Origin of the sequence: Bacillus sp. V33-4 (genome assembly GCF_002860225.1) — a bacterium.
GTDB classification, from domain to species: Bacteria; Bacillota; Bacilli; order Bacillales; family Cytobacillaceae; genus Bacillus_BJ; species Bacillus_BJ canaveralius.
The window spans coordinates 56,950-76,063 of sequence record NZ_PGVC01000042.1; the positions used below are offsets into that span (position 1 = coordinate 56,950).

Sequence of the window (19,114 nt, forward strand, 5' to 3'; positions counted from 1 at the left end):
AAGTTGTCTAAAATAAACAAGAGAATGCCGTAGGAAACGAATAATAATACTTAATATTAAATAACTGTTCGTTTTTGGAATTAAAGAATTGCTTAACGAAATTCACTCAGGTAGAACTTCATGTTATTTCGTGCCAGCTGTCATAAATCTTGCTCTTTAATAATATTAATAAGGAAAAAATAACTATGCGAAAGGAAAGTTTCTTAAAACTATGGTTTGATCATGAGCATTTTGGGGGATATGGGAGGATAGGGCCGAAAAAAGCGACTAGGAGCAGATGGTTAATAGTGACCCGGTGTAATCACTGATTTTCTCGAATTATCGTATAATATGAATTTTGTGAAAATTACTGCTGGATGTTAAGGTTAATAGTGTTACAAAAAAGTAGAGAAAAAGAGGGGGAATCATTCAAGTGAAAAAGTTACTTAGCTCAGCCATTATTTTCTTCTCGGTTTTTATTCTTGGGGCATGCGGCTCTGAGGAAGCTGAATCAAATGGAATGAACTTAGCAGAAGAAGGTAAATTCACATTTGCTTCTTCCGGTGAATTCAATCCATTTAGCGTAACCGGTGCAGATGGAAAAATGACCGGTTTTGACATTGAAGTAGGTGAAGCAGTAGCGAAAGAGCTCGGACTTGAACCGGTTCAAAAAAAGTTCAAGTTTGGCGGAATTGTTGAAGGCGTAAAGTCAGGCCGTTTTGACGCAGCTGTGGCAAGCCACACGATTAATAAGGATCGTTTAAAAGCTGTTAACTTTTCAACCCCGTATTATTATTCAGGACCGCAAATCTTCGTTCGCCCTGGCGAATCGATTGAAAGCCTCGATGATTTGAAAGACAAGGAAGTTGCCGTAGCGAAAGGCTCGACATATGCCAGTACAGCCGAAAAAGTGACCGATAATATCATTTTTTATGATAGTGATGTAACGGCGCTTGAATCGTTGAGCAAAGGAAAGCATGATGCTGTTATAACCGATTTTGTCACCGGTAAGGAAGCGATCGGTTCCGGAATGGCGATTGAAGGGAAAGAACTGCTTGGGCGCAGTGAGCAGGCGATTGCGGTGGCAAAAGAAAATGAGGAATTGCTTAAAAAAATAAACGAAGCGTTAGAAACGCTTCGAAAAAACGGTAAGCTGAAAGAAATCAGTGAGAAATACATTGGCGAGGATATTACAGTAGATCCAGAAGAACAGTAATCAGTTGGGACGAGTCGTAACTACTGCGCATTCGTCCCTTTCTGCTTTAACGATATGATAAGTTGTTTTTTTGAGGAGGAGGACTATTGGAGTTTTTTACAAAATTTATTGATACGTACGATGTGTTCTTACGAGGGATGCTGCTCACCTTTCAGTTAACAGCAGTATCTGTGTTCATCGCCATCTTTATCGGCCTATTTTTTGCCTTTTTAAAAATCTCAAAAATAAAAGTCCTTGAATGGATCGCCGATCTTTACATTTTCCTGGTGCGGGGAACTCCGCTCGTTGTCCAAATTTTTATCTTCTATTTCGGATTGACTGCTCTCGATATCTCCCAGTTTACGTCAGTCGTATTGGGACTGGCTTTCCACAACGGTGCTTATATTGCAGAAATATTCAGGGGTACAATCCAATCAATAGATCAAGGACAGCGGGAGGCCGGCCGTTCACTCGGTATGACAGCAGGGCTGACGATGCGGAGAATTATTTTGCCGCAGGCGATTAGGAGAGCGATGCCGCCGCTTGGCAATCAGTTTATAATCGCATTAAAGGATTCTTCACTTGCGTCATTTATCGGAATGTACGAGCTCTTTAATGTCGCAACCACCTATGGTTCAAATCAATACGATTATATGACATATTTGTTAATCGTCGCTGTATACTATCTGATTCTCGTATTATTATTCTCAATTATTGTAAAAGTAATTGAAACGCGATTGTCGATAAGTGATTAATAGGAAAGGAGGCTCGCAAATTTGAGTAAACGAGCCATGATCGAAGTTCAAAAGCTGAACAAGTCATTCGGAGATCTTCACGTCTTGAAAGATATCGATATGACTGTGAAAGAAAGCGATGTTGTCTGCCTGATCGGGGCAAGCGGATCGGGAAAGAGCACCTTCCTTCGCTGCCTTAACTTTTTGGAGTTGAAAGACAGCGGCAATATCATCATTGAAGGTGAGCGTATTGAAGCAGACACCCATAATCTTAATCACGTAAGGGAAAGGGTCGGAATGGTTTTTCAACATTTTTATTTGTTTCCCCATAAAACCGTTATCGAAAATATTATTGAAGCCCCAATCCATGTAAAAAAAGTAGCGAAGGAACAAGCTAGAAAAGAAGCGCGGGAGCTTTTAAAAAAGGTAGGACTCAGCGATAAAGAGAATGTATATCCCGGAAAGCTATCCGGCGGGCAGAAACAGCGTGTTGCGATCGCCCGGGCGTTAGCGATGAAACCGGATATTATGCTGTTTGATGAACCAACTTCGGCACTTGATCCTGAGCTTGTCGGAGAAGTATTGGCAACGATGAAGGAGCTTGCAGAAGACGGAATGACGATGGTCGTCGTCACCCATGAGATGGGGTTTGCCCGCGAAGTAGCCGACTGGGCCGTCTATATGCACGATGGAAAAATTGTTGAGGAAGGGCCTCCGTTGCAACTTTTTGACAATCCTAAAGAGCAGCGGACAAAAGATTTTCTAAATTCGGTGTTATAAAAAAGGAAGTCAGGGAAGTATTCATATAATCCCTGTATTCCTTTTATTTTTTCCAGAATGGCGGTGTCTAATAGGTACTTCCACCTAGTCTACTTTTTCTTAAAAAATAGCATATACACACCGATCAGGACGAGAACGGCAGGCCAGAATTTCCAGGCAAGCGACACGCTGTTTTCAAGCAGTCCGAACCAGTTCGCGATCTTGTCGTAAAACATTAACAAGGCGGCAAGCGCCAAAAATAACAACCCTTGAAACAGTCCGTTGCCGACCTTTTGGTAGCGCAGCAAAAAGCCGAGTGCGATCACCAAAATAAAGGTCCCGATATGATCCGGCCAGATTTCGAGACGGTTGACGACATGAAAATGAAGACCAAAACCGACTAAAATAACACCGGGAAGAATCGCCTCATAGTCTCTTGCTCCATACCCTTGTCCCAAAAAGGCAATGCCGACGATCATCAGCAGGGTCGGCCAAGTATAAAATTCCTGGAATAATGTGAATTGGGATTGCTGCAAGTAGAAATAGAGGCCAAAACCAATTAATATGACTCCAGGGAAAATACGCTGATTTTTCATTCTTTTACCACTCCAGTAACGATTGCTTGAATATATAAGCTTTTTTTGATAATGTACAGAAGAAAGTATTTGTCGATTCATGACTTTAGTATGATAAAAACAACAATAACCAGGCATGAATAAGCCTATTCTGCTTTTCTATGTTACCATATTTATTTCGGTTTCTGTTCACATTTTTAACGGGAACATCGGAAGTGGACATGTTATAATAATATTAGTTTTTCTATGCAATTTTGTTTGGGGGTGGAAATAACAAATGCATATTTTAGTTGTCGGTCTTAACTATAAAACGGCCCCTGTCGAAATTCGGGAACGATTAACGTTTAACGAGCCGGACTTGGGTGAGGCGATGAAAGCTCTAAAAGAGAAAAAGAGCATTCTCGAAAACGTGATTATTTCCACGTGCAACCGTACGGAAATATATGCAGTTGTCGACCAGTTACATACTGGCCGCTATTATATAAAAGAATTTTTGTCAGAGTGGTTTGGAATCGAACAAAATGAATTTTCACCGTTCTTATTTATTTATGAACAAGACGGAGCGGTCGAGCATTTGTTCAAAGTTTCATGCGGCTTAAACTCAATGATTCTTGGCGAGACACAAATACTGGGACAGGTGCGTTCCAGCTTTCTGCTCGCGCAGGCAGAAAACACGATTGGAACGGTGTTTAACCAGCTTTTTAAACAATCTGTCACTGTCGCCAAACGCGGCCACGCTGAAACCGATATCGGTGCAAATGCTGTTTCAGTCAGCTATGCAGCCGTAGAACTTGCCAAGAAGATTTTCGGCTCTCTCGAGAATAAGCATGTTCTTGTGCTTGGGGCAGGCAAAATGGGTGAACTTGCCATTCAAAACCTTCATGCGAACGGAGCCAGCAAAGTGACGGTCATTAACCGCACTTTTGAAAAAGCGGCCAATTTGGCCAACCGCTTTTCCGGCCAGGCAAAAACGCTCCAAGAGTTGCAATGTGCCCTCATAGATGCGGATATTTTAATCAGTTCGACTGGAGCAAATGGCTTTGTCGTCACAAAGGAACAAATGCTCCAGGTTGAAAAAATGCGCAAAGGCAAGCCTTTATTCATGGTTGACATTGCCGTGCCGCGCGATTTGGACCCAGCGCTTGCAGAGCTGGAAGGTGTTTTCCTTTACGATATTGACGATCTAGAAGGCATAGTTGAATCCAACCTGAAAGAGCGGCAAAAGGCAGCGGAAAAGATTATGCTGATGATTGAGGCGGAAATCGTTGAATTCAAACAGTGGCTGAAGATGCTTGGAGTTGTTCCTGTTATTTCGGCGCTTCGCGAAAAAGCGCTCACGATCCAGGCTGATACGATGCAGAGCCTCGAAAGAAAGCTTCCTAATTTGTCAGAGCGGGATATAAAGGTACTAAATAAGCATACGAAGAGCATTATCAACCAGCTTTTAAAGGATCCGATTTTGCAGGCGAAGGAACTGGCCTCACAGCCTGATGCCGATCAGGCCCTTGACTTATTTGTCAAGATTTTCAACATTGAACAGCTTGTTGCAGGGCAGCAAGAAATGAAAGCGGCCGATAAAGAAAAGGTTAACGTTCATTCAACGGAGGCTTCCTTTCAATCATAAGAGAGGGTGCTGATTATGTTTGACATTTATATGACTCGGCTGCACGAACTGACGATTGTTCTGTATGCCTTAAGCGTGCTTTTATATTTTATCGATTTTCTTCACCATAACCGGAAGGCGAATAAAGCAGCCTTCTGGTTACTTGCATTTGTATGGGTTTTGCAAACTTCATTTCTGTTTTTATATATGCTGAAAACGGGCCGGTTTCCGGTTCTGACGATTTTTGAAGGCCTTTATTTCTATGCATGGGTGCTGATCACCTTGTCATTGGCAATCAACCGTCTATTGCGGGTTGATTTTATCGTTTTTTTCGCCAATATATTGGGATTTATGATTATGGCGATTCATACATTTATGCCGATCCAGTATGAATCAGAAATAATCGCCCGGCAGCTCGTTTCCGAACTGCTGTTAATCCATATTACGATGGCGATTTTGTCGTACGGCGCGTTCTCCCTTTCGTTTGTATTCTCGCTTCTGTATTTGATTCAATACGATTTGCTGAAACGGAAAAAATGGGGCAAACGCTTGATGCGGATTACCGATTTATCAAGATTGGAGCATATGTCTTACGTTTTAAACGTCATTGGCGTACCAATGCTGATACTGGGCCTTATTCTTGGAGTGCAGTGGGCCTATATTAAAGTGCCGGATATGCATTGGTTTGACGCGAAGGTAATAGGCTCTTTCATTGTCCTGGCCGCTTACAGCATCTATCTGTACCAGCGCGTCGCGAAAGGGAAGTTTGGCAAATCGCTCGCACTCTGGAATGTCGCGTCATTTTTAATCGTCTTAATTAATTTTTTCCTTTTCGGGCAATTATCTTCTTTTCATTTTTGGAATACGTGATTTTTAGGAGGCAGTCATGAGAAAAATAATAGTCGGTTCAAGACGGAGCAAGCTGGCATTAACACAAACGAATTGGGTGATTGATCAATTAAAGAAGTTTGATCCCGCGTTCGATTTTGAAGTGAAGGAAATTGTCACAAAGGGTGACAGGATTTTAGATGTGACGCTTTCCAAAGTAGGCGGGAAAGGTCTTTTCGTCAAGGAGATCGAGCAGGCAATGATCGACGGGGACATTGATATGGCAGTTCATAGCATGAAAGATATGCCGGCTGTCCTTCCTGACGGTCTGACAATCGGCTGTATTCCAGAACGTGAAGACGCCCGGGATGCGCTGATCTCGAAAAGCTGTCTTCCTCTTGCCGAACTGAGACCAGGAGCGGTAATCGGAACGAGCAGCCTGCGCAGAAGCGCACAGCTCCTCGCAGTGCGGCCTGACCTTGAGATTAAATGGATCCGCGGCAATATCGATACCCGGCTTGGCAAGCTTGAAACGGAAGAATACGATGCGATTATTCTGGCTGCTGCCGGTTTATCAAGAATGGGCTGGGCAACAGACGTAGTCACCGAATTTTTAGATCCTGAGGTTTGCGTCCCGGCTGTCGGCCAGGGTGCACTTTCAATTGAATGCCGGGAGTCGGATTCAGAACTGCGTGCCCTGTTTGATAAGTTCACGAGTACGGACACTGCAAGAACGGTTCGTGCTGAACGGGCTTATCTCAATATGATGGAGGGCGGCTGCCAGGTTCCGATTGCCGGCTATGCCACTAGTGCTGAAGACGGTGCGATTGTTTTAACGGCGCTTGTCGCTTCACCTGATGGCAAAACGATTTATAAAGAGCAGGTGAGGGGACAAGACCCTGAAAGGCTTGGAGTATTAGCGGCAGAAAAGCTAATCGAAAAAGGCGCCAAAAATTTAATCGACCAGGTAAAAAGGGAGCTTGACCAACAATGACTGCTGCCCTGCCTTTGCAAGGAAAAACCGTTTTAATCCCAAGATCAAAAAAACAGGCAAGTTCATTTTCGGATCTTGTCAGAAGGTATGGAGGGATTCCGGTGGAAATCCCTCTTATTGATTTTAAGGCTGCAGAAAAATCCGCAGAAATAGTAAAAGCATGCGAAAACTTGCATACTTATAATTGGATTATTTTTACGAGCAGTGTAACGGTCGAGAAATTTTTTTCTTTTTTGCCGCACTTTCAAAGCGATTCCTTTCCTAAAATTGCGGCGATTGGCGAAAAAACGAGGCAGCGGCTTCTTAAAAAAGGGCTGGTAACCGGATTTACACCATCCGAGTATGTAGCGGAAGCCTTTGTAAAAGAGTTTTTGCCATTGTTGGAAGGCGGCGAGAAGATTTTGCTGCCGAAGGGGAATCTTGCCCGCGGGTACATTGCAGAATCGCTTCGGAAAGCAGGGGCGGCTGTCGATGAGCTAATCATTTATGAAACCTTTTTACCTCCGGCCAGCCGCAGCCGGCTCACTGACATGATTAAAGGGAAGCAGCTTGATATTTTGACTTTTACAAGCCCTTCGATCGTCGACCACTTCTTTGAAACGGCAGCAGCTGAAGGCCTGAAGGATAGTGTTAATGATTGTCTAGTTGCCTGTATCGGGCCGGTGACGAAGGCAAGGGCCGAGTTTTATGGCCTTACAGTACATGTAATGCCTGACACCTATACGGTTCAAGGAATGTTAAACAATTTGGCTACATATTTAACATCAGGAGGTAATAATAATGAGTCTACAATTTAACCGTCATCGCCGCTTGCGGCAAACAGCTGCGATGCGCGAACTCGTCCGTGAAAACTTTTTGCGTTTGGAAGATTTGATTTACCCGCTATTTATCGCAGAAGGTGACAATATAAGAAAAGAAATTTCTTCAATGCCAGGTGTCTTTAATTTATCATTGGACAGGCTTGAAGAAGAAATGAACGAAGTCGTTTCACTCGGCATTAAATCTGTCCTCTTGTTTGGAATTCCGGCGGAAAAAGATGAGTGCGGGCAGGGAGCCTTTCATGACCATGGAATTGTCCAGGAAGCGACCCGCTTAATAAAAAAAAGCTTCCCGAATATCGTCGTGGTTGCTGACACATGTCTATGCGAATACACGAGCCATGGCCATTGCGGAGTGATTGAGAACGGAAAGGTTTTGAACGATCCATCGCTCGAGTTGCTCGTCCAAACCGCAGTCAGCCAGGCAAAGGCCGGCGCCGACATCATTGCCCCATCCAATATGATGGATGGCTTTGTTGCGGCAATACGCGCAGGGCTGGACGAAGCAGGCTTTGAGGATGTGCCGATCATGTCTTACGCCGTCAAATATGCGTCTGCTTTCTATGGCCCGTTCCGTGAGGCTGCTGAAAGCACTCCGCAGTTCGGTGACAGGAAATCGTACCAGATGGATCCGGCCAACAGGCTTGAAGCCTTAAGGGAAGCGGAATCCGATTTAATGGAAGGTGCTGACTTTCTGATCGTTAAGCCCGGCATGCCGTATTTAGATATACTAAGGGATGTAAAAAACAATATAAATCTCCCAATGGTTATTTATAATGTCAGCGGAGAATATTCAATGGTCAAAGCGGCTGCGCAAAATGGCTGGATCGACGAAAAAAATATTGTCATGGAAATGTTAACAGGCATGAAGCGTGCCGGAGCGGATCTGATTATTACGTATCACGCAAAGGATGCGGCACGCTGGCTAAGAGAACAGTAAACCACTTCCAACCTAATGAAAAGAGGGATAGCGATGCGTTCTTATCAAAAATCTGCTGAGGCTTTTAAAGAAGCCAGGAAGCTTATGCCGGGGGGAGTCAACAGCCCGGTCCGCGCGTTTAAATCGGTGAACATGGAGCCGATTTTTATGGCAGGCGGGAAAGGCTCGAAAATTTACGATATTGATGGCAATGAATATATCGATTATGTCCTTTCATGGGGCCCGTTAATTCTTGGCCATTCGAATGACCGGGTGATTGAATCGATTAAAAAGGTTGCCGAGCAGGGAACAAGCTTTGGCGCCCCGACACTGATTGAAAATGAGCTGGCAAAGCTGGTCATTGATCGTGTCCCGTCGATTGAAATGGTGCGCATGGTGTCTTCGGGCACCGAGGCGACGATGAGTGCGTTACGTTTAGCCCGCGGCTATACAGGACGGAATAAGATTGTTAAATTCGAAGGCTGTTACCATGGCCATGGTGATTCTTTGCTAATAAAGGCCGGTTCCGGTGTCGCCACTCTCGGGCTTCCGGACAGCCCCGGTGTTCCTGAAGGGATTGCCCGGAACACGATCACGGTACCTTATAATGATCTTGACGGTTTAACGGCGGCATTTAAGCAATTTGGCGGAGATATCGCTGCTGTGATTGTCGAGCCGGTTGCCGGCAATATGGGCGTTGTTCCGCCGCAGCCGGGCTTTCTCGAAGGAATCCGCGAAATTACGACGCAATATGGCACATTACTAATCTTTGATGAAGTTATGACAGGCTTCCGTGTCAGCTATCATTGTGCCCAGGGTTATTACGGTGTCACACCTGACTTAACCTGCCTCGGAAAAGTGATCGGCGGGGGACTGCCTGTTGGCGCTTACGGTGGCAAGGTAGAAATTATGGAAAGAATCGCTCCGAGCGGACCTATTTACCAGGCTGGAACTTTATCAGGAAACCCGCTGGCAATGACAGCAGGCCTCGAAACGCTAAGCCAGTTGACACCTGAATCGTATCAGGAGTTTGAAAGGAAAGCGGACCAGCTTGAGGAGGGCTTTAAAGCAGCCGCCGAAAAATATGGCGTCCCCCATACGGTAAACCGGGCCGGTTCGATGATTGGATTCTTTTTTACCAATGAGGAAGTCACCAATTATGAAAAAGCGAAAACCTCGAACCTGGACTATTTTGCAGCTTATTACCGGGAAATGGCGGATCAAGGAGTGTTTTTACCGCCATCGCAATTTGAAGGTCTTTTCTTATCAACCGCACATAGCAATGAAGATATAGCGAAAACAATCAGTGCTGCAGAGCAGGCTTTTTCCAAGCTGAAGGGGTAAAGTCAGCACGGTGAACTAAACTGCGGATGTTTTACAGGATGCGAAACAGAATCAGGAAACTAATAAAAACGCCTTGGATTGGACAGCAATCCGGGCGTTTTTGTATGTTGAACCCGCCAAATCTTATCATAAAAAATTTGTTCGATTCATAAGGTGATAATGACATTGTTGATATTTCGAAGGAGGACGAAAGGAGGAATTGCTTTGTCTCAAGGGAATCAGTCGTTTTTGCGATTTTCTTTGGAAGAGTCGTTATGGTTCCAAAAAGGACAGGAAGTCGCAGAGCTTGTTTCGGTTTCGCTTGATCCGAATATTACGATCCAGGAAAACGAACAATATGTGACGATTCGAGGTTCATTGGAATTGTCAGGAGAATATAAAAAGCATGAAGAAGCGGCGGCAGACAATGGCAAAGAGATAACTGGAGCTAAATTTGTCCACGGTGTCGAAGAGCGGGACGAAGGGATTTGTGAATTTATTCACCGTTTTCCGGTAGACATTACTATTCCCAATAACCGGATTCAAAGTGTGTTTGATATTGATATTCAAGTGGATTCATTTGATTATTTATTCCCGGAAAGAAGCTGCATGAAGCTGACAGCCGATTTAACCATTTCCGGGCTCTACGGTGAGCAGCAAACAAGCCCGGTTGAGGAAGAAATCGACACGGAGTATGAAGTGTTGAGACCAGTATCTTCTCCTTTTTTCACGGATGCTTACGGGGAACAGAGTCAGCCTGCGTTAGCAGGGCAGGAAGCGAAATTGCAGCCAGGAGTTGAACAAGAGCAACTTGAAGCGACGCAGCAGTCCGAACATGGTGAAGAAAACCTTGAACCAGTCTTGCAGTCCGAACCCGCTGAAGAAACGCGGCAACCAGTCTTACGGTTAGTTTCCGATCCAGCAGAGAATGCAAAAAACGGTGTCGCGAAAGAAGAGGCAGATTTATATGAGCCTTTTGAGGCTGAAGCAAGAAAGCAGCCAGAGACAGGCACTGTCCATGAAGCGGAGCAGCCAACGGTTGAAAAAGTCGAGCAGAGCCTTCCAGTCGAAAAAACTCCGGAAATATCTTTTTCTGCGCAGCGGAGTGAATATGTAGCTCCATCAACAGAAGAGCTTTCCGAATACACCAGTACCGAAGAGCAAGTGGAGGAGGAGCCGGAAGAGGCCCAAGAAACTCCGCCGAAACAGGAAGAACAGGCTGAAGAATCAGAGGACGAATCTTCAGAGGAAATCCAAGTGAAAAAGAAAAAGGGTTCAAAAAAGAAAAGCATGTCTTTAACCGAGTTTTTTGCAAGAAAAGAAGAAGAAGAGCACACCAAATTGAAGATATGTATCGTACAGCATGGTGATACAATCGACACACTTGCCGAGCGTTATGATGTGTCAACCGCCACGCTGCAGAGGGTTAACCATTTAGAAGCAACTCAGGATGTTTACGAAGGCCAGGTTTTATATATTCCCGTTGCAATGGCAGGCAAGCGTTAAACAAAGCAAGCAGGCACTGCATGTCTGTCGCAATTTTATACGGCTGGAGCGGACGGTAAAAAAGCTTTTTGCCGCCGCTTTCCTTTTTCCTTTTAATTGTATACTTCTCGTTGTGCCTCGAGCTGTCATCCAAGGCTTGAGTTTTTCTAAATGTTTCATTCAATTTGGCGTTGACGGTTCGAAAGAGAGTGATCATAATGAGCGATGATGACCGGTTGAGATCTATTTCGCCAATTTTAAATAGCTATGCGGTCAAACCGTATTTTGTTGAAGATTTTGGCAGCATTCAAAAAATTTATTCAGACAAAGGCACTTTTGCCTTGAAGAAAATTGCTCTCTCGAACAGGACTGATTTCGTCAGGCATATACATTTTTTGTACCAAAAAGGCTACAACCGGATTGTGCCGATCTACCCTGCAACAGATGGCCGTTACGCGGTTTTGCATAAAAATATGCTCTATTATTTAATGCCCTGGCTTCCGAACGAAGAAAGAGAAAATCAGTTCCAGAAGCATCAGCAGCTGTTTCGGGAGTTGGCCAGGCTGCACACTTTATCTGCGAAGGATATCAAAATAACAAGCGACGAGCGGAACGAACACTACGAAACGACTGTGCAGCAATGGGAAAAAGATAAAGGATTTCTGGACGAATTTATTGATCAATGCGAAAAAAAACTGTACATGTCCCCGTTCGAGTTGATGTTCTGCTTGTATTATCATGAAATTAGCCAGGCTTTACTTTTTTCGCAGCGAAAGCTTGAAGAATGGCATGAGAAAACGAAGGACGCTGAAAAAGCAAGGATCGTTCTCGTTCACGGTAAAGTTTCAATTGAACACTTTTTATTTGATAACCGTGGCTATGGCTATTTTATTAATTTTGAACAGTCGCGCCCCGCGTCGCCGGCCCATGATTTGCTGCCGTTTCTATCGCGCACTTTAAAAACGTACCCGCGACAATGCAATGATTGCATTGACTGGGTATACAGCTATTTTAAATATTTCCCTTTCAAAGAGGGTGAGATGATGCTTTTTTTGAGCTATCTGGCCTATCCTGGACAAATCATTCGGACAGCTGTAGATTACTTTCAAAAAACGACGAGAAAACAAGAACGAAAGCTTGTGCAACAATTGCAGCGCCATTTTTGGCACTTGAAAAATACAGAATTTCTCGTCATGAAAATCGATGAAATAGAGAGGCAAAAAAAGCAGGAAAAAGAAGGAAGCCAGGAGAAAGAAGGAGCCCAGGAAAACAATTCCTAAGGGCTCCGTTTAGATTAAATCATAATGAAAAGCGAGGGCCAATAAAATAAGAACAGCCAATAACAAGACATCAAAGGTCGTTGGAATAAGGAACGTCCGAATCCCCTGAAAGACGGATAACGGAATGATAAACTGCGCACAAATATTTCTGAAGTTTCTTAGCCAGGGCGGTAATGTATAAGGGCTATACTTCCTTCTCAATCAATTTCACCCCTTTATTTCGCACATTTTTAGTACAATTATTTTATGTGAACACTCATCATAAAGTGCCAGCGATTTAATTTTTTTGCTAAAGAGTATATGGACTAAAAAAGATGGTCAATAATATTGACGTAATCCCCCTTTTTTCGTACTATAACTATTATAAATTGTATAAAAGATAAGCAAAGACAGGGAAGAGTATGATGAATTGCAGCTTTAAGAGAGGAGAGCCATTCGCTGGGAGGCTCCCAGCTTGCACATCAGAACGTCGCCCTTGAGCTTCTTCCGTGAAAAAATGAAATTCGAGTAGCGGCAGACGGAGCGAATCCGTTATTCAGTGAGAGCCAACCAGCTTTTTGCTGTTTGGAAAAAAGGTGGTACCGCGAAAGTTACTCCATTCGTCCTTTTAAGACGAATGGAGTTTTTTTGTTTTCTTTGAAAAAATTGCACTTGCAGAAAGGATGAGATTTATGGATCAGGAATTAACGATGCCGACAAAATACGATCCAAAGTCGACTGAACAGGGCCGTTATGAATGGTGGCTTAAGGGTAAGTATTTCGAAGCAAAGGATGATGAGGCAAAACAGCCCTACACAATTGTTATACCCCCGCCAAATGTAACAGGGAAGCTGCACTTGGGCCATGCCTGGGATACAACGCTTCAAGATATCTTAACGAGAATGAAACGAATGCAGGGCTATGATGTCCTATGGCTGCCTGGAATGGACCACGCAGGGATTGCGACCCAGGCGAAAGTTGAGGAAAAGCTGCGAAACGAAGGAAAGAGCCGCTATGATTTGGGACGTGAAACTTTCGTTGCGGAGACATGGCGCTGGAAAGAGGAGTATGCCGAGCATATCCGCCAGCAATGGTCCAAGCTCGGTCTCGGGCTGGATTACAGCCGCGAGCGGTTCACATTGGATGAAGGCTTATCAAAAGCGGTTCGGGAAGTATTTGTATCTCTTTATAAGAAAGGCTTGATTTACCGGGGCGAATATATCATTAACTGGGACCCGTCGACCAAAACAGCCCTATCCGATATAGAGGTTATTTACAAAGATGTTCAAGGTGCGTTTTATCATATGCAATACCCGCTTGCTGACGGATCCGGTCATATCGAAATTGCGACCACCCGTCCGGAAACGATGCTCGGCGATACAGCTGTTGCAGTCCACCCGGAAGATGAGCGCTATCAGCACTTAATTGGAAAAACCGTCATGCTGCCGATTGTCGGCCGGGAGATCCCGATTGTCGGCGATGATTATGTTGATATGGAATTTGGTTCGGGTGCGGTTAAAATTACTCCTGCCCATGACCCGAATGACTTTGAAATCGGCAATCGTCACGGACTTGAACGGGTGCTTGTCATGAACGAGGACGGCACGATGAATGAACGAGCCGGCAAATATGAAGGGATGGACCGTTTTGAATGCCGGAAGCAAATCGTGAAGGACCTTCAGGAGCAGGGCGTTCTCTTTAAAATTGAAGAACATTTGCATTCTGTCGGCCATTCAGAACGGAGCGGCGCTGTTGTCGAGCCGTATTTGTCCACACAGTGGTTTGTTAAAATGCAGCCTCTTGCAGATGAAGCGGTTGCCCTGCAAAGCAAGGAGAATAAAGTTCATTTTGTTCCGGACCGGTTTGAAAAGACATACCTGCACTGGATGGAGAACATCCGTGATTGGTGTATTTCACGCCAGCTCTGGTGGGGACACCGGATTCCGGCCTGGTACCATAAAGAAACAGGCGAAGTCCACGTTGATCATGAGCCGCCTGCAGATATTGAAAATTGGGAGCAGGATCAGGACGTCCTTGATACATGGTTCAGCTCGGCATTATGGCCGTTTTCTACGATGGGCTGGCCTGATGCAGATGCCGCCGATTTCAAGCGTTACTATCCAACTGCAGCATTAGTGACCGGCTACGATATTATTTTCTTCTGGGTGTCACGGATGATTTTTCAGGCCCTGGAATTTACAGGTGAGCGCCCATTTAAAGATGTACTGATCCATGGACTGGTGCGCGATGCCGAGGGCCGGAAAATGAGTAAATCGCTCGGTAACGGTGTTGACCCGATGGATGTCATTGACCAATATGGGGCCGATTCGCTCCGCTACTTCCTGGCCACAGGAAGTTCACCGGGCCAGGACTTGCGTTTCAGTATTGAGAAGGTTGAAGCGACCTGGAACTTTGCCAACAAAATCTGGAACGCTTCCCGCTTTGCTTTAATGAACATGAACGGCCTTACTGCTCTCGAAATTGATTTGAGCGGTGAAAAGTCGGTCGCGGATAAATGGATCCTCACAAGGTTAAATGAAACGATTGAAACGGTAACCCGCTTGTCTGACCGCTATGAATTTGGCGAAGTCGGACGTGTGCTTTATAACTTTATTTGGGATGATTTCTGTGATTGGTATATCGAAATGGCAAAGCTTCCATTGTACGGGGAAGACGAGGCAGCGAAGAAAACAACACGATCGATCCTCGCGTTTGTACTGGATCAAACGATGCGACTGCTCCATCCATTTATGCCGTTCATTACAGAGGAAATCTGGCAAAACCTTCCGCATCGCGGCGAATCAATTACAACAGCCGAATGGCCTCGGGCAAGGGAAGAATTCACTGACCAGCACGCTGCCGCAGAAATGAAGCTGCTTGTTGAAGTCATCCGTGCGGTCCGAAACATTCGCGCTGAGGTCAACACACCGATGAGCAAAAAGGTTAAGATGATATTAAAGGCGAAGAATGAGGAAACTCTGGAAATTATCGAAAGAAACCGCGCCTATATTGAACGATTCTGCAATCCGGAAGAGCTGCTGGCGGGCCTGGAGATTGAAACACCGGACAAGGCGATGACAGCTGTTGTTTCCGGCCTGGAAATCATTCTTCCGCTTGAAGGGCTCATCAACATTGACGAAGAAATCGCGCGCCTTGAAAAAGAACTCTCCCGACTGACCCAGGAAGTTGAACGGGTTCAAAAGAAGCTTGGCAATGACGGATTCGTCAAAAAGGCTCCGCAAAAAGTAATTGACGAAGAACGCGCGAAAGAAAAAGATTATCTCGAAAAAAGAGAAGCAGTCCAATCCCGTATTAAAGAATTATCAGGAGAATAACTTTTTCCAGGAAAATATAGAGCTGAAGGCGAATCCGCAGGAGGATTCGTCTTTACGCTTTTACTACAAGAGGTGCTAAATATGTTTCATACATATGACGAAGCGTTAATCTGGATTCACGGCCGTCTCAGGCTCGGTATTAAGCCGGGACTAACAAGAATGGAGTGGATGATGGAGAAGCTCGATCATCCCGAAAGAAGGCTGAAAACGATCCACATCGGCGGAACGAACGGAAAAGGTTCTACAGTCGCTTATCTCCGCTCGATTTTGCAGGAAGCCGGCTTTAAAGTAGGTACCTTCACTTCACCATACTTTGAGCATTTTAATGAGCGGATCAGTGTCAATGGCACGCCAATCAGCAACGAGAATTTGCTCGATGCGGCCAATGCGATTTTTCCTTTAGCGGAAGAGCTTGAACAATCCGACTTGGGCGGACCGACAGAATTTGAAGTAATCACGGCAATGTCGATGTATTTTTTTGCGGAAATTAACGTGGTTGATGTTGTCATTTATGAAGTCGGTCTCGGCGGCAGGTTCGATTCGACCAATATAATCCACCCGATGCTTTCCGTTATTACAAGCATCGGCCTTGACCATACAAGCATCCTTGGCGATACACGTGAACAAATTGCCGCAGAAAAAGCCGGAATTATCAAAAAAGGCACTGCAGTGATTACCGCTGTTTCCCAGGATGGCCCGCTAAAAGTGATCAAACAGGCTGCGAAGCAAATGAAAGCACCGCTTTATCAGCTCGGAGCCGAATTTGCGATAACCTCCCACACGTCAATCGCAAAAGGCGAACAGTTTACGGTTCATACACTATTTAAGAATCTCGAGAATGTTGAGATCGACATGATCGGCAAGCATCAAACTGAAAACGCGGCACTGGCGATTATGTCTGCTCAAATTCTGAATCATTCTTTTTCATTTGAAATTGATGAATCAGCTGTACGTGCTGGTTTGAAAAAAGCAAGCTGGCCGGGCCGCTTTGAAATCATTTCAGAAAATCCGTTAATCGTCATGGATGGTGCCCATAATGAGGAAGGAGTGGCCGCTCTTGTACGAGAATTGAAAAGCCGCTATAGCAGCCGAAACAAAATAATCTTGTTTGCAGCCCTGAAAGATAAAAAACTGGACAGAATGCTTGATCATATTGACATGGCTGCTGACCGGATCGTTTTTACCAGCTTTAATTTTCCCAGGGCGGCAACTGCTGAAGATTTGTATAATAGCAGCCTGTCCCCGAAAAGGGAAATCGCTCGTGATTGGCAAGCATTTTTAGAAAAAACGATTCCTTCCCTGAAAGATGGGGAGATGCTAATACTGACCGGATCTCTTTATTTTTTATCGGAAATAAAGCCATATTTAAAAAAACTTTTAAAAAAATGAGAAACAAGTATGATATAATATTCAAAATTTGATAAAATATTTATAAAAATGTGACTTTTTTCCTGAGCTAAATGAAGGGAGGATAAAATAATGCAATTGACATTGACGCAAAAACGGGCAATTTGGCTCTCCTGGTTGTTAATAGTTCCGTTTGGCATCTGGTTAACACATCAATTTTATCCTCCGCGCATTTCAGGCCTGCAATGGGAATTGGCAGGATTTTTACTGTTAACGGCGGCAGTTGCGGCCATGCCGATGATTATAAACAATACGCCGATCTTTTTGATTCAATGGGTATCGCTTGCCGTTTTTTTGACGTTCGGACTGTTTGCAGAAATGGCGATGATGCAAGCGGCAGTGGTCGTTTTATTGATGCGGATCCGGATCAGGAAGGACGAGCTCTTCCGCTTGCCACTGAACTCACTGATGTTTTTCCTCGTCTCTTTTTTAGCCGGCCTCATATACTACGGAATTGGCGGCTTGCAAGGAGCTGACCTTGTAAACGAGCCGAAGTCGCTGTTGCTGACCGTCATCTATGCGGGTAGTTATTTTACCTTGAACCAGGTTGTGTTAACGTTTATTTTGTATTTGCTTTATGGACGGGACCATTCGTTCTTTGGAAAGGACTTCATCTGGGAAGCGGTAACTTCGTTAATCACTTTTCCGATCGGCTTGCTCCTTTATGTTCTCTATCAGCAAATGGGTATGCTTGCATTGTTGTTTGTCGGTGTTCCTTTTGCCAGTTTATCGATTATTTTAAATCTCTATTATTCAAGTGAAAAAATTAACGATTACTTGCAAAAAGCAACCGAGATCGGCCATCAGCTTGCCGAACAGCTCCATGTCGAAGAAGTTCTCGATTTATTCATAAAGAGACTGACCGGGATGCTGCCCGTCGATTATGCTTATATCCTTGAAGTAGTCGATGAAGCTGAACTGCGACTGATAAGAAGATTTGAAAATGGGAACATGGAATCCAAAAATATCAGACCATTAAAGAAAAACGAAGGAATTAGCGGACATGTTTGGTCAACAAGAAAAACCGCTTTGTTCAACTCAAGAAAAGAATGGAAAAAGTACTCGCAAGGTTATTTGCCACAGCAGGCCGAGAGTGTACTGAGCGTTCCGATCGTTCGGAACAACAAGGTAACCGGAATTTTAGTTCTTGCGTCACAGCGAAAGCGGGCTTTTGAAAAAGCCCAGCTGATGATTACCGATATTTTATGTTCCCATCTTGGGATTGCCGTCGAAAACGCCAAGCATTTTGAAGAAACGAAGGAGCAAAGTGAGCGCTGCGCCCTCACGAAGCTATATAACTACCGATATTTTGATCAACTTCTCCGGGACGAATTTGAAAAGCTGCATGAGTTCAAACGGAATATCCTCTCCTTGATCATTCTCGATATTGATCATTTTAAAATGGTCAATGATACATACGGGCACCAGAGCGGTAATGAAATTTTGATTGAGCTTGCCGCAAGGTTAACTAGTTTAGTAGGGCAGCAAGGAACTGTTGCCCGATACGGTGGTGAGGAATTTGTCATTTTATTGCCGGACAAAGAAAAAGAGGAAGTTCTTGAACTTGCTGAACTAGTCAGGCAAATGATTGCCAATCGGCCGTTTATTGTAAAGCAGAATATTGACAGTGACCGCAAAAAAATGATGGTGAGAATCACTGCTTCGATTGGCGTTGCCACCGCGCCTCAGGAAGCGGAAGACCCCCTTTCCCTCATCCGCCATGCCGACAGAGCTTTATATGTCGGAGCGAAAAGAGCTGGCCGTAACCGCGTCGCAGAATATGTGAAATGAAAACTTTGTCGAGAACGCCACAGCTGTCCGGGCTGTGGTGTTTTTTTTGTTTATGCGTGCCCAGCAAGCCGTTAATTGCTAGTTGGTGAAAGTCCAACCCGAGTAAGTGT

General features: G+C 44.6%; 16 protein-coding genes and 1 other annotated feature. Of the genes, 14 read left to right on the plus strand and 2 right to left on the minus strand.

All coding sequences use genetic code 11. The annotated features are described in order from the left end of the window. The first annotated feature begins 412 nt into the window (after positions 1–412). The 3 genes from CVD23_RS15465 (at position 413) to CVD23_RS15475 (ending at position 2,688) form a co-directional block, all read left to right on the plus strand. A complete protein-coding gene (locus CVD23_RS15465; RefSeq protein WP_245917325.1) occupies positions 413–1,195 on the plus strand; it encodes a transporter substrate-binding domain-containing protein in 783 nt (260 codons plus the stop codon). A gap of 86 nt (positions 1,196–1,281) precedes the next feature. Beyond that, positions 1,282–1,929 (plus strand): amino acid ABC transporter permease, encoded by a 648-nt coding sequence (locus tag CVD23_RS15470; RefSeq protein WP_101666501.1) that lies wholly within the window; start codon positions 1,282–1,284, stop codon positions 1,927–1,929. A 36-nt stretch (positions 1,930–1,965) separates the two neighbouring features. After that, positions 1,966–2,688, plus strand: coding sequence for an amino acid ABC transporter ATP-binding protein (locus tag CVD23_RS15475; RefSeq protein ID WP_180955682.1), 723 nt, complete (start codon positions 1,966–1,968; stop codon positions 2,686–2,688). A gap of 89 nt (positions 2,689–2,777) precedes the next feature. Here the strand turns inward: CVD23_RS15475 and CVD23_RS15480 are convergent, their stop codons facing one another. Further along, positions 2,778–3,263 carry a LiaI-LiaF-like domain-containing protein gene (locus CVD23_RS15480; protein ID WP_101576105.1) on the minus strand — a complete coding sequence of 162 codons (486 nt, stop codon included), beginning with the start codon at positions 3,261–3,263 and terminating at the stop codon, positions 2,778–2,780. Between the two features lie 256 nt (positions 3,264–3,519). On the opposite strand from CVD23_RS15480, the gene hemA reads away from it, so the two are divergent. The 8 genes from hemA to ysxE all read left to right on the plus strand — a co-directional run bounded on the left by hemA (position 3,520) and on the right by ysxE (position 12,492). Then, positions 3,520–4,866 (plus strand): glutamyl-tRNA reductase, encoded by a 1,347-nt coding sequence (gene hemA, locus CVD23_RS15485; protein WP_101666503.1) that lies wholly within the window; start codon positions 3,520–3,522, stop codon positions 4,864–4,866. A 15-nt stretch (positions 4,867–4,881) separates the two neighbouring features. Next, complete coding sequence (locus CVD23_RS15490) at positions 4,882–5,715, plus strand: cytochrome C assembly family protein (protein ID WP_101576103.1); 834 nt, start codon at positions 4,882–4,884, stop codon at positions 5,713–5,715. Between the two features lie 16 nt (positions 5,716–5,731). After that, positions 5,732–6,667: a hydroxymethylbilane synthase gene (gene hemC / locus CVD23_RS15495; protein ID WP_101666504.1), complete on the plus strand. Its 936-nt coding sequence runs from the start codon at positions 5,732–5,734 to the stop codon at positions 6,665–6,667. Continuing rightward, positions 6,664–7,464: a uroporphyrinogen-III synthase gene (locus CVD23_RS15500; RefSeq protein WP_101666505.1), complete on the plus strand. Its 801-nt coding sequence runs from the start codon at positions 6,664–6,666 to the stop codon at positions 7,462–7,464. Before hemC ends, CVD23_RS15500 begins: the two co-directional genes overlap by 4 nt. Continuing rightward, a complete protein-coding gene (hemB, locus tag CVD23_RS15505) occupies positions 7,448–8,425 on the plus strand; it encodes a porphobilinogen synthase (protein WP_101576100.1) in 978 nt (325 codons plus the stop codon). The genes CVD23_RS15500 and hemB overlap by 17 nt, the downstream gene beginning before the upstream one ends. A gap of 33 nt (positions 8,426–8,458) precedes the next feature. Next, the gene (hemL, locus tag CVD23_RS15510) at positions 8,459–9,748 is read left to right on the plus strand and encodes a glutamate-1-semialdehyde 2,1-aminomutase (RefSeq protein ID WP_101666506.1); all 1,290 of its coding nucleotides are present in this window, start codon (positions 8,459–8,461) and stop codon (positions 9,746–9,748) included. A 204-nt stretch (positions 9,749–9,952) separates the two neighbouring features. Further along, on the plus strand, positions 9,953–11,233 hold the full coding sequence (spoVID, locus tag CVD23_RS15515) for a stage VI sporulation protein D (RefSeq protein ID WP_101666507.1): 1,281 nt from the start codon (positions 9,953–9,955) through the stop codon (positions 11,231–11,233). A 197-nt stretch (positions 11,234–11,430) separates the two neighbouring features. Next, the gene (gene ysxE, locus CVD23_RS15520; RefSeq protein WP_101666508.1) at positions 11,431–12,492 is read left to right on the plus strand and encodes a spore coat protein YsxE; all 1,062 of its coding nucleotides are present in this window, start codon (positions 11,431–11,433) and stop codon (positions 12,490–12,492) included. Between the two features lie 9 nt (positions 12,493–12,501). On the opposite strand, the gene CVD23_RS15525 is transcribed toward ysxE, so the two are convergent. After that, the gene (locus CVD23_RS15525) at positions 12,502–12,693 is read right to left on the minus strand and encodes a hypothetical protein (protein ID WP_101576096.1); all 192 of its coding nucleotides are present in this window, start codon (positions 12,691–12,693) and stop codon (positions 12,502–12,504) included. Positions 12,694–12,869: 176 nt separating this feature from the next. Next, positions 12,870–13,102: a binding site (T-box leader), on the plus strand. Positions 13,103–13,163: 61 nt separating this feature from the next. Between CVD23_RS15525 and CVD23_RS15530 the strand changes: the two genes are divergently transcribed. The 3 genes from CVD23_RS15530 (at position 13,164) to CVD23_RS15540 (ending at position 19,004) form a co-directional block, all read left to right on the plus strand. After that, positions 13,164–15,806 (plus strand): valine--tRNA ligase, encoded by a 2,643-nt coding sequence (locus CVD23_RS15530; RefSeq protein WP_101666509.1) that lies wholly within the window; start codon positions 13,164–13,166, stop codon positions 15,804–15,806. 81 nt (positions 15,807–15,887) lie between these two features. Continuing rightward, entirely contained in the window at positions 15,888–17,195 is a 1,308-nt protein-coding gene (locus CVD23_RS15535) for a bifunctional folylpolyglutamate synthase/dihydrofolate synthase (protein WP_101666510.1), read from the plus strand. 90 nt (positions 17,196–17,285) lie between these two features. After that, entirely contained in the window at positions 17,286–19,004 is a 1,719-nt protein-coding gene (locus CVD23_RS15540) for a sensor domain-containing diguanylate cyclase (RefSeq protein WP_101666511.1), read from the plus strand. The last annotated feature ends 110 nt before the right edge of the window (positions 19,005–19,114 follow it).

Coding starts and splice junctions, on each gene's coding strand:
- CVD23_RS15475 (WP_180955682.1), top strand. CDS start 1,966: ATGATCGAAGTTCAAAAGCTGAACAAGTCATTCGGAGATCTTCACGTC.
- CVD23_RS15480 (WP_101576105.1), bottom strand. CDS start 3,263: ATGAAAAATCAGCGTATTTTCCCTGGAGTCATATTAATTGGTTTTGGC.
- hemA (WP_101666503.1), top strand. CDS start 3,520: ATGCATATTTTAGTTGTCGGTCTTAACTATAAAACGGCCCCTGTCGAA.
- CVD23_RS15490 (WP_101576103.1), top strand. CDS start 4,882: ATGTTTGACATTTATATGACTCGGCTGCACGAACTGACGATTGTTCTG.
- hemC (WP_101666504.1), top strand. CDS start 5,732: ATGAGAAAAATAATAGTCGGTTCAAGACGGAGCAAGCTGGCATTAACA.
- CVD23_RS15500 (WP_101666505.1), top strand. CDS start 6,664: ATGACTGCTGCCCTGCCTTTGCAAGGAAAAACCGTTTTAATCCCAAGA.
- hemB (WP_101576100.1), top strand. CDS start 7,448: ATGAGTCTACAATTTAACCGTCATCGCCGCTTGCGGCAAACAGCTGCG.
- hemL (WP_101666506.1), top strand. CDS start 8,459: ATGCGTTCTTATCAAAAATCTGCTGAGGCTTTTAAAGAAGCCAGGAAG.
- ysxE (WP_101666508.1), top strand. CDS start 11,431: ATGAGCGATGATGACCGGTTGAGATCTATTTCGCCAATTTTAAATAGC.
- CVD23_RS15530 (WP_101666509.1), top strand. CDS start 13,164: ATGGATCAGGAATTAACGATGCCGACAAAATACGATCCAAAGTCGACT.
- CVD23_RS15535 (WP_101666510.1), top strand. CDS start 15,888: ATGTTTCATACATATGACGAAGCGTTAATCTGGATTCACGGCCGTCTC.
- CVD23_RS15540 (WP_101666511.1), top strand. CDS start 17,286: ATGCAATTGACATTGACGCAAAAACGGGCAATTTGGCTCTCCTGGTTG.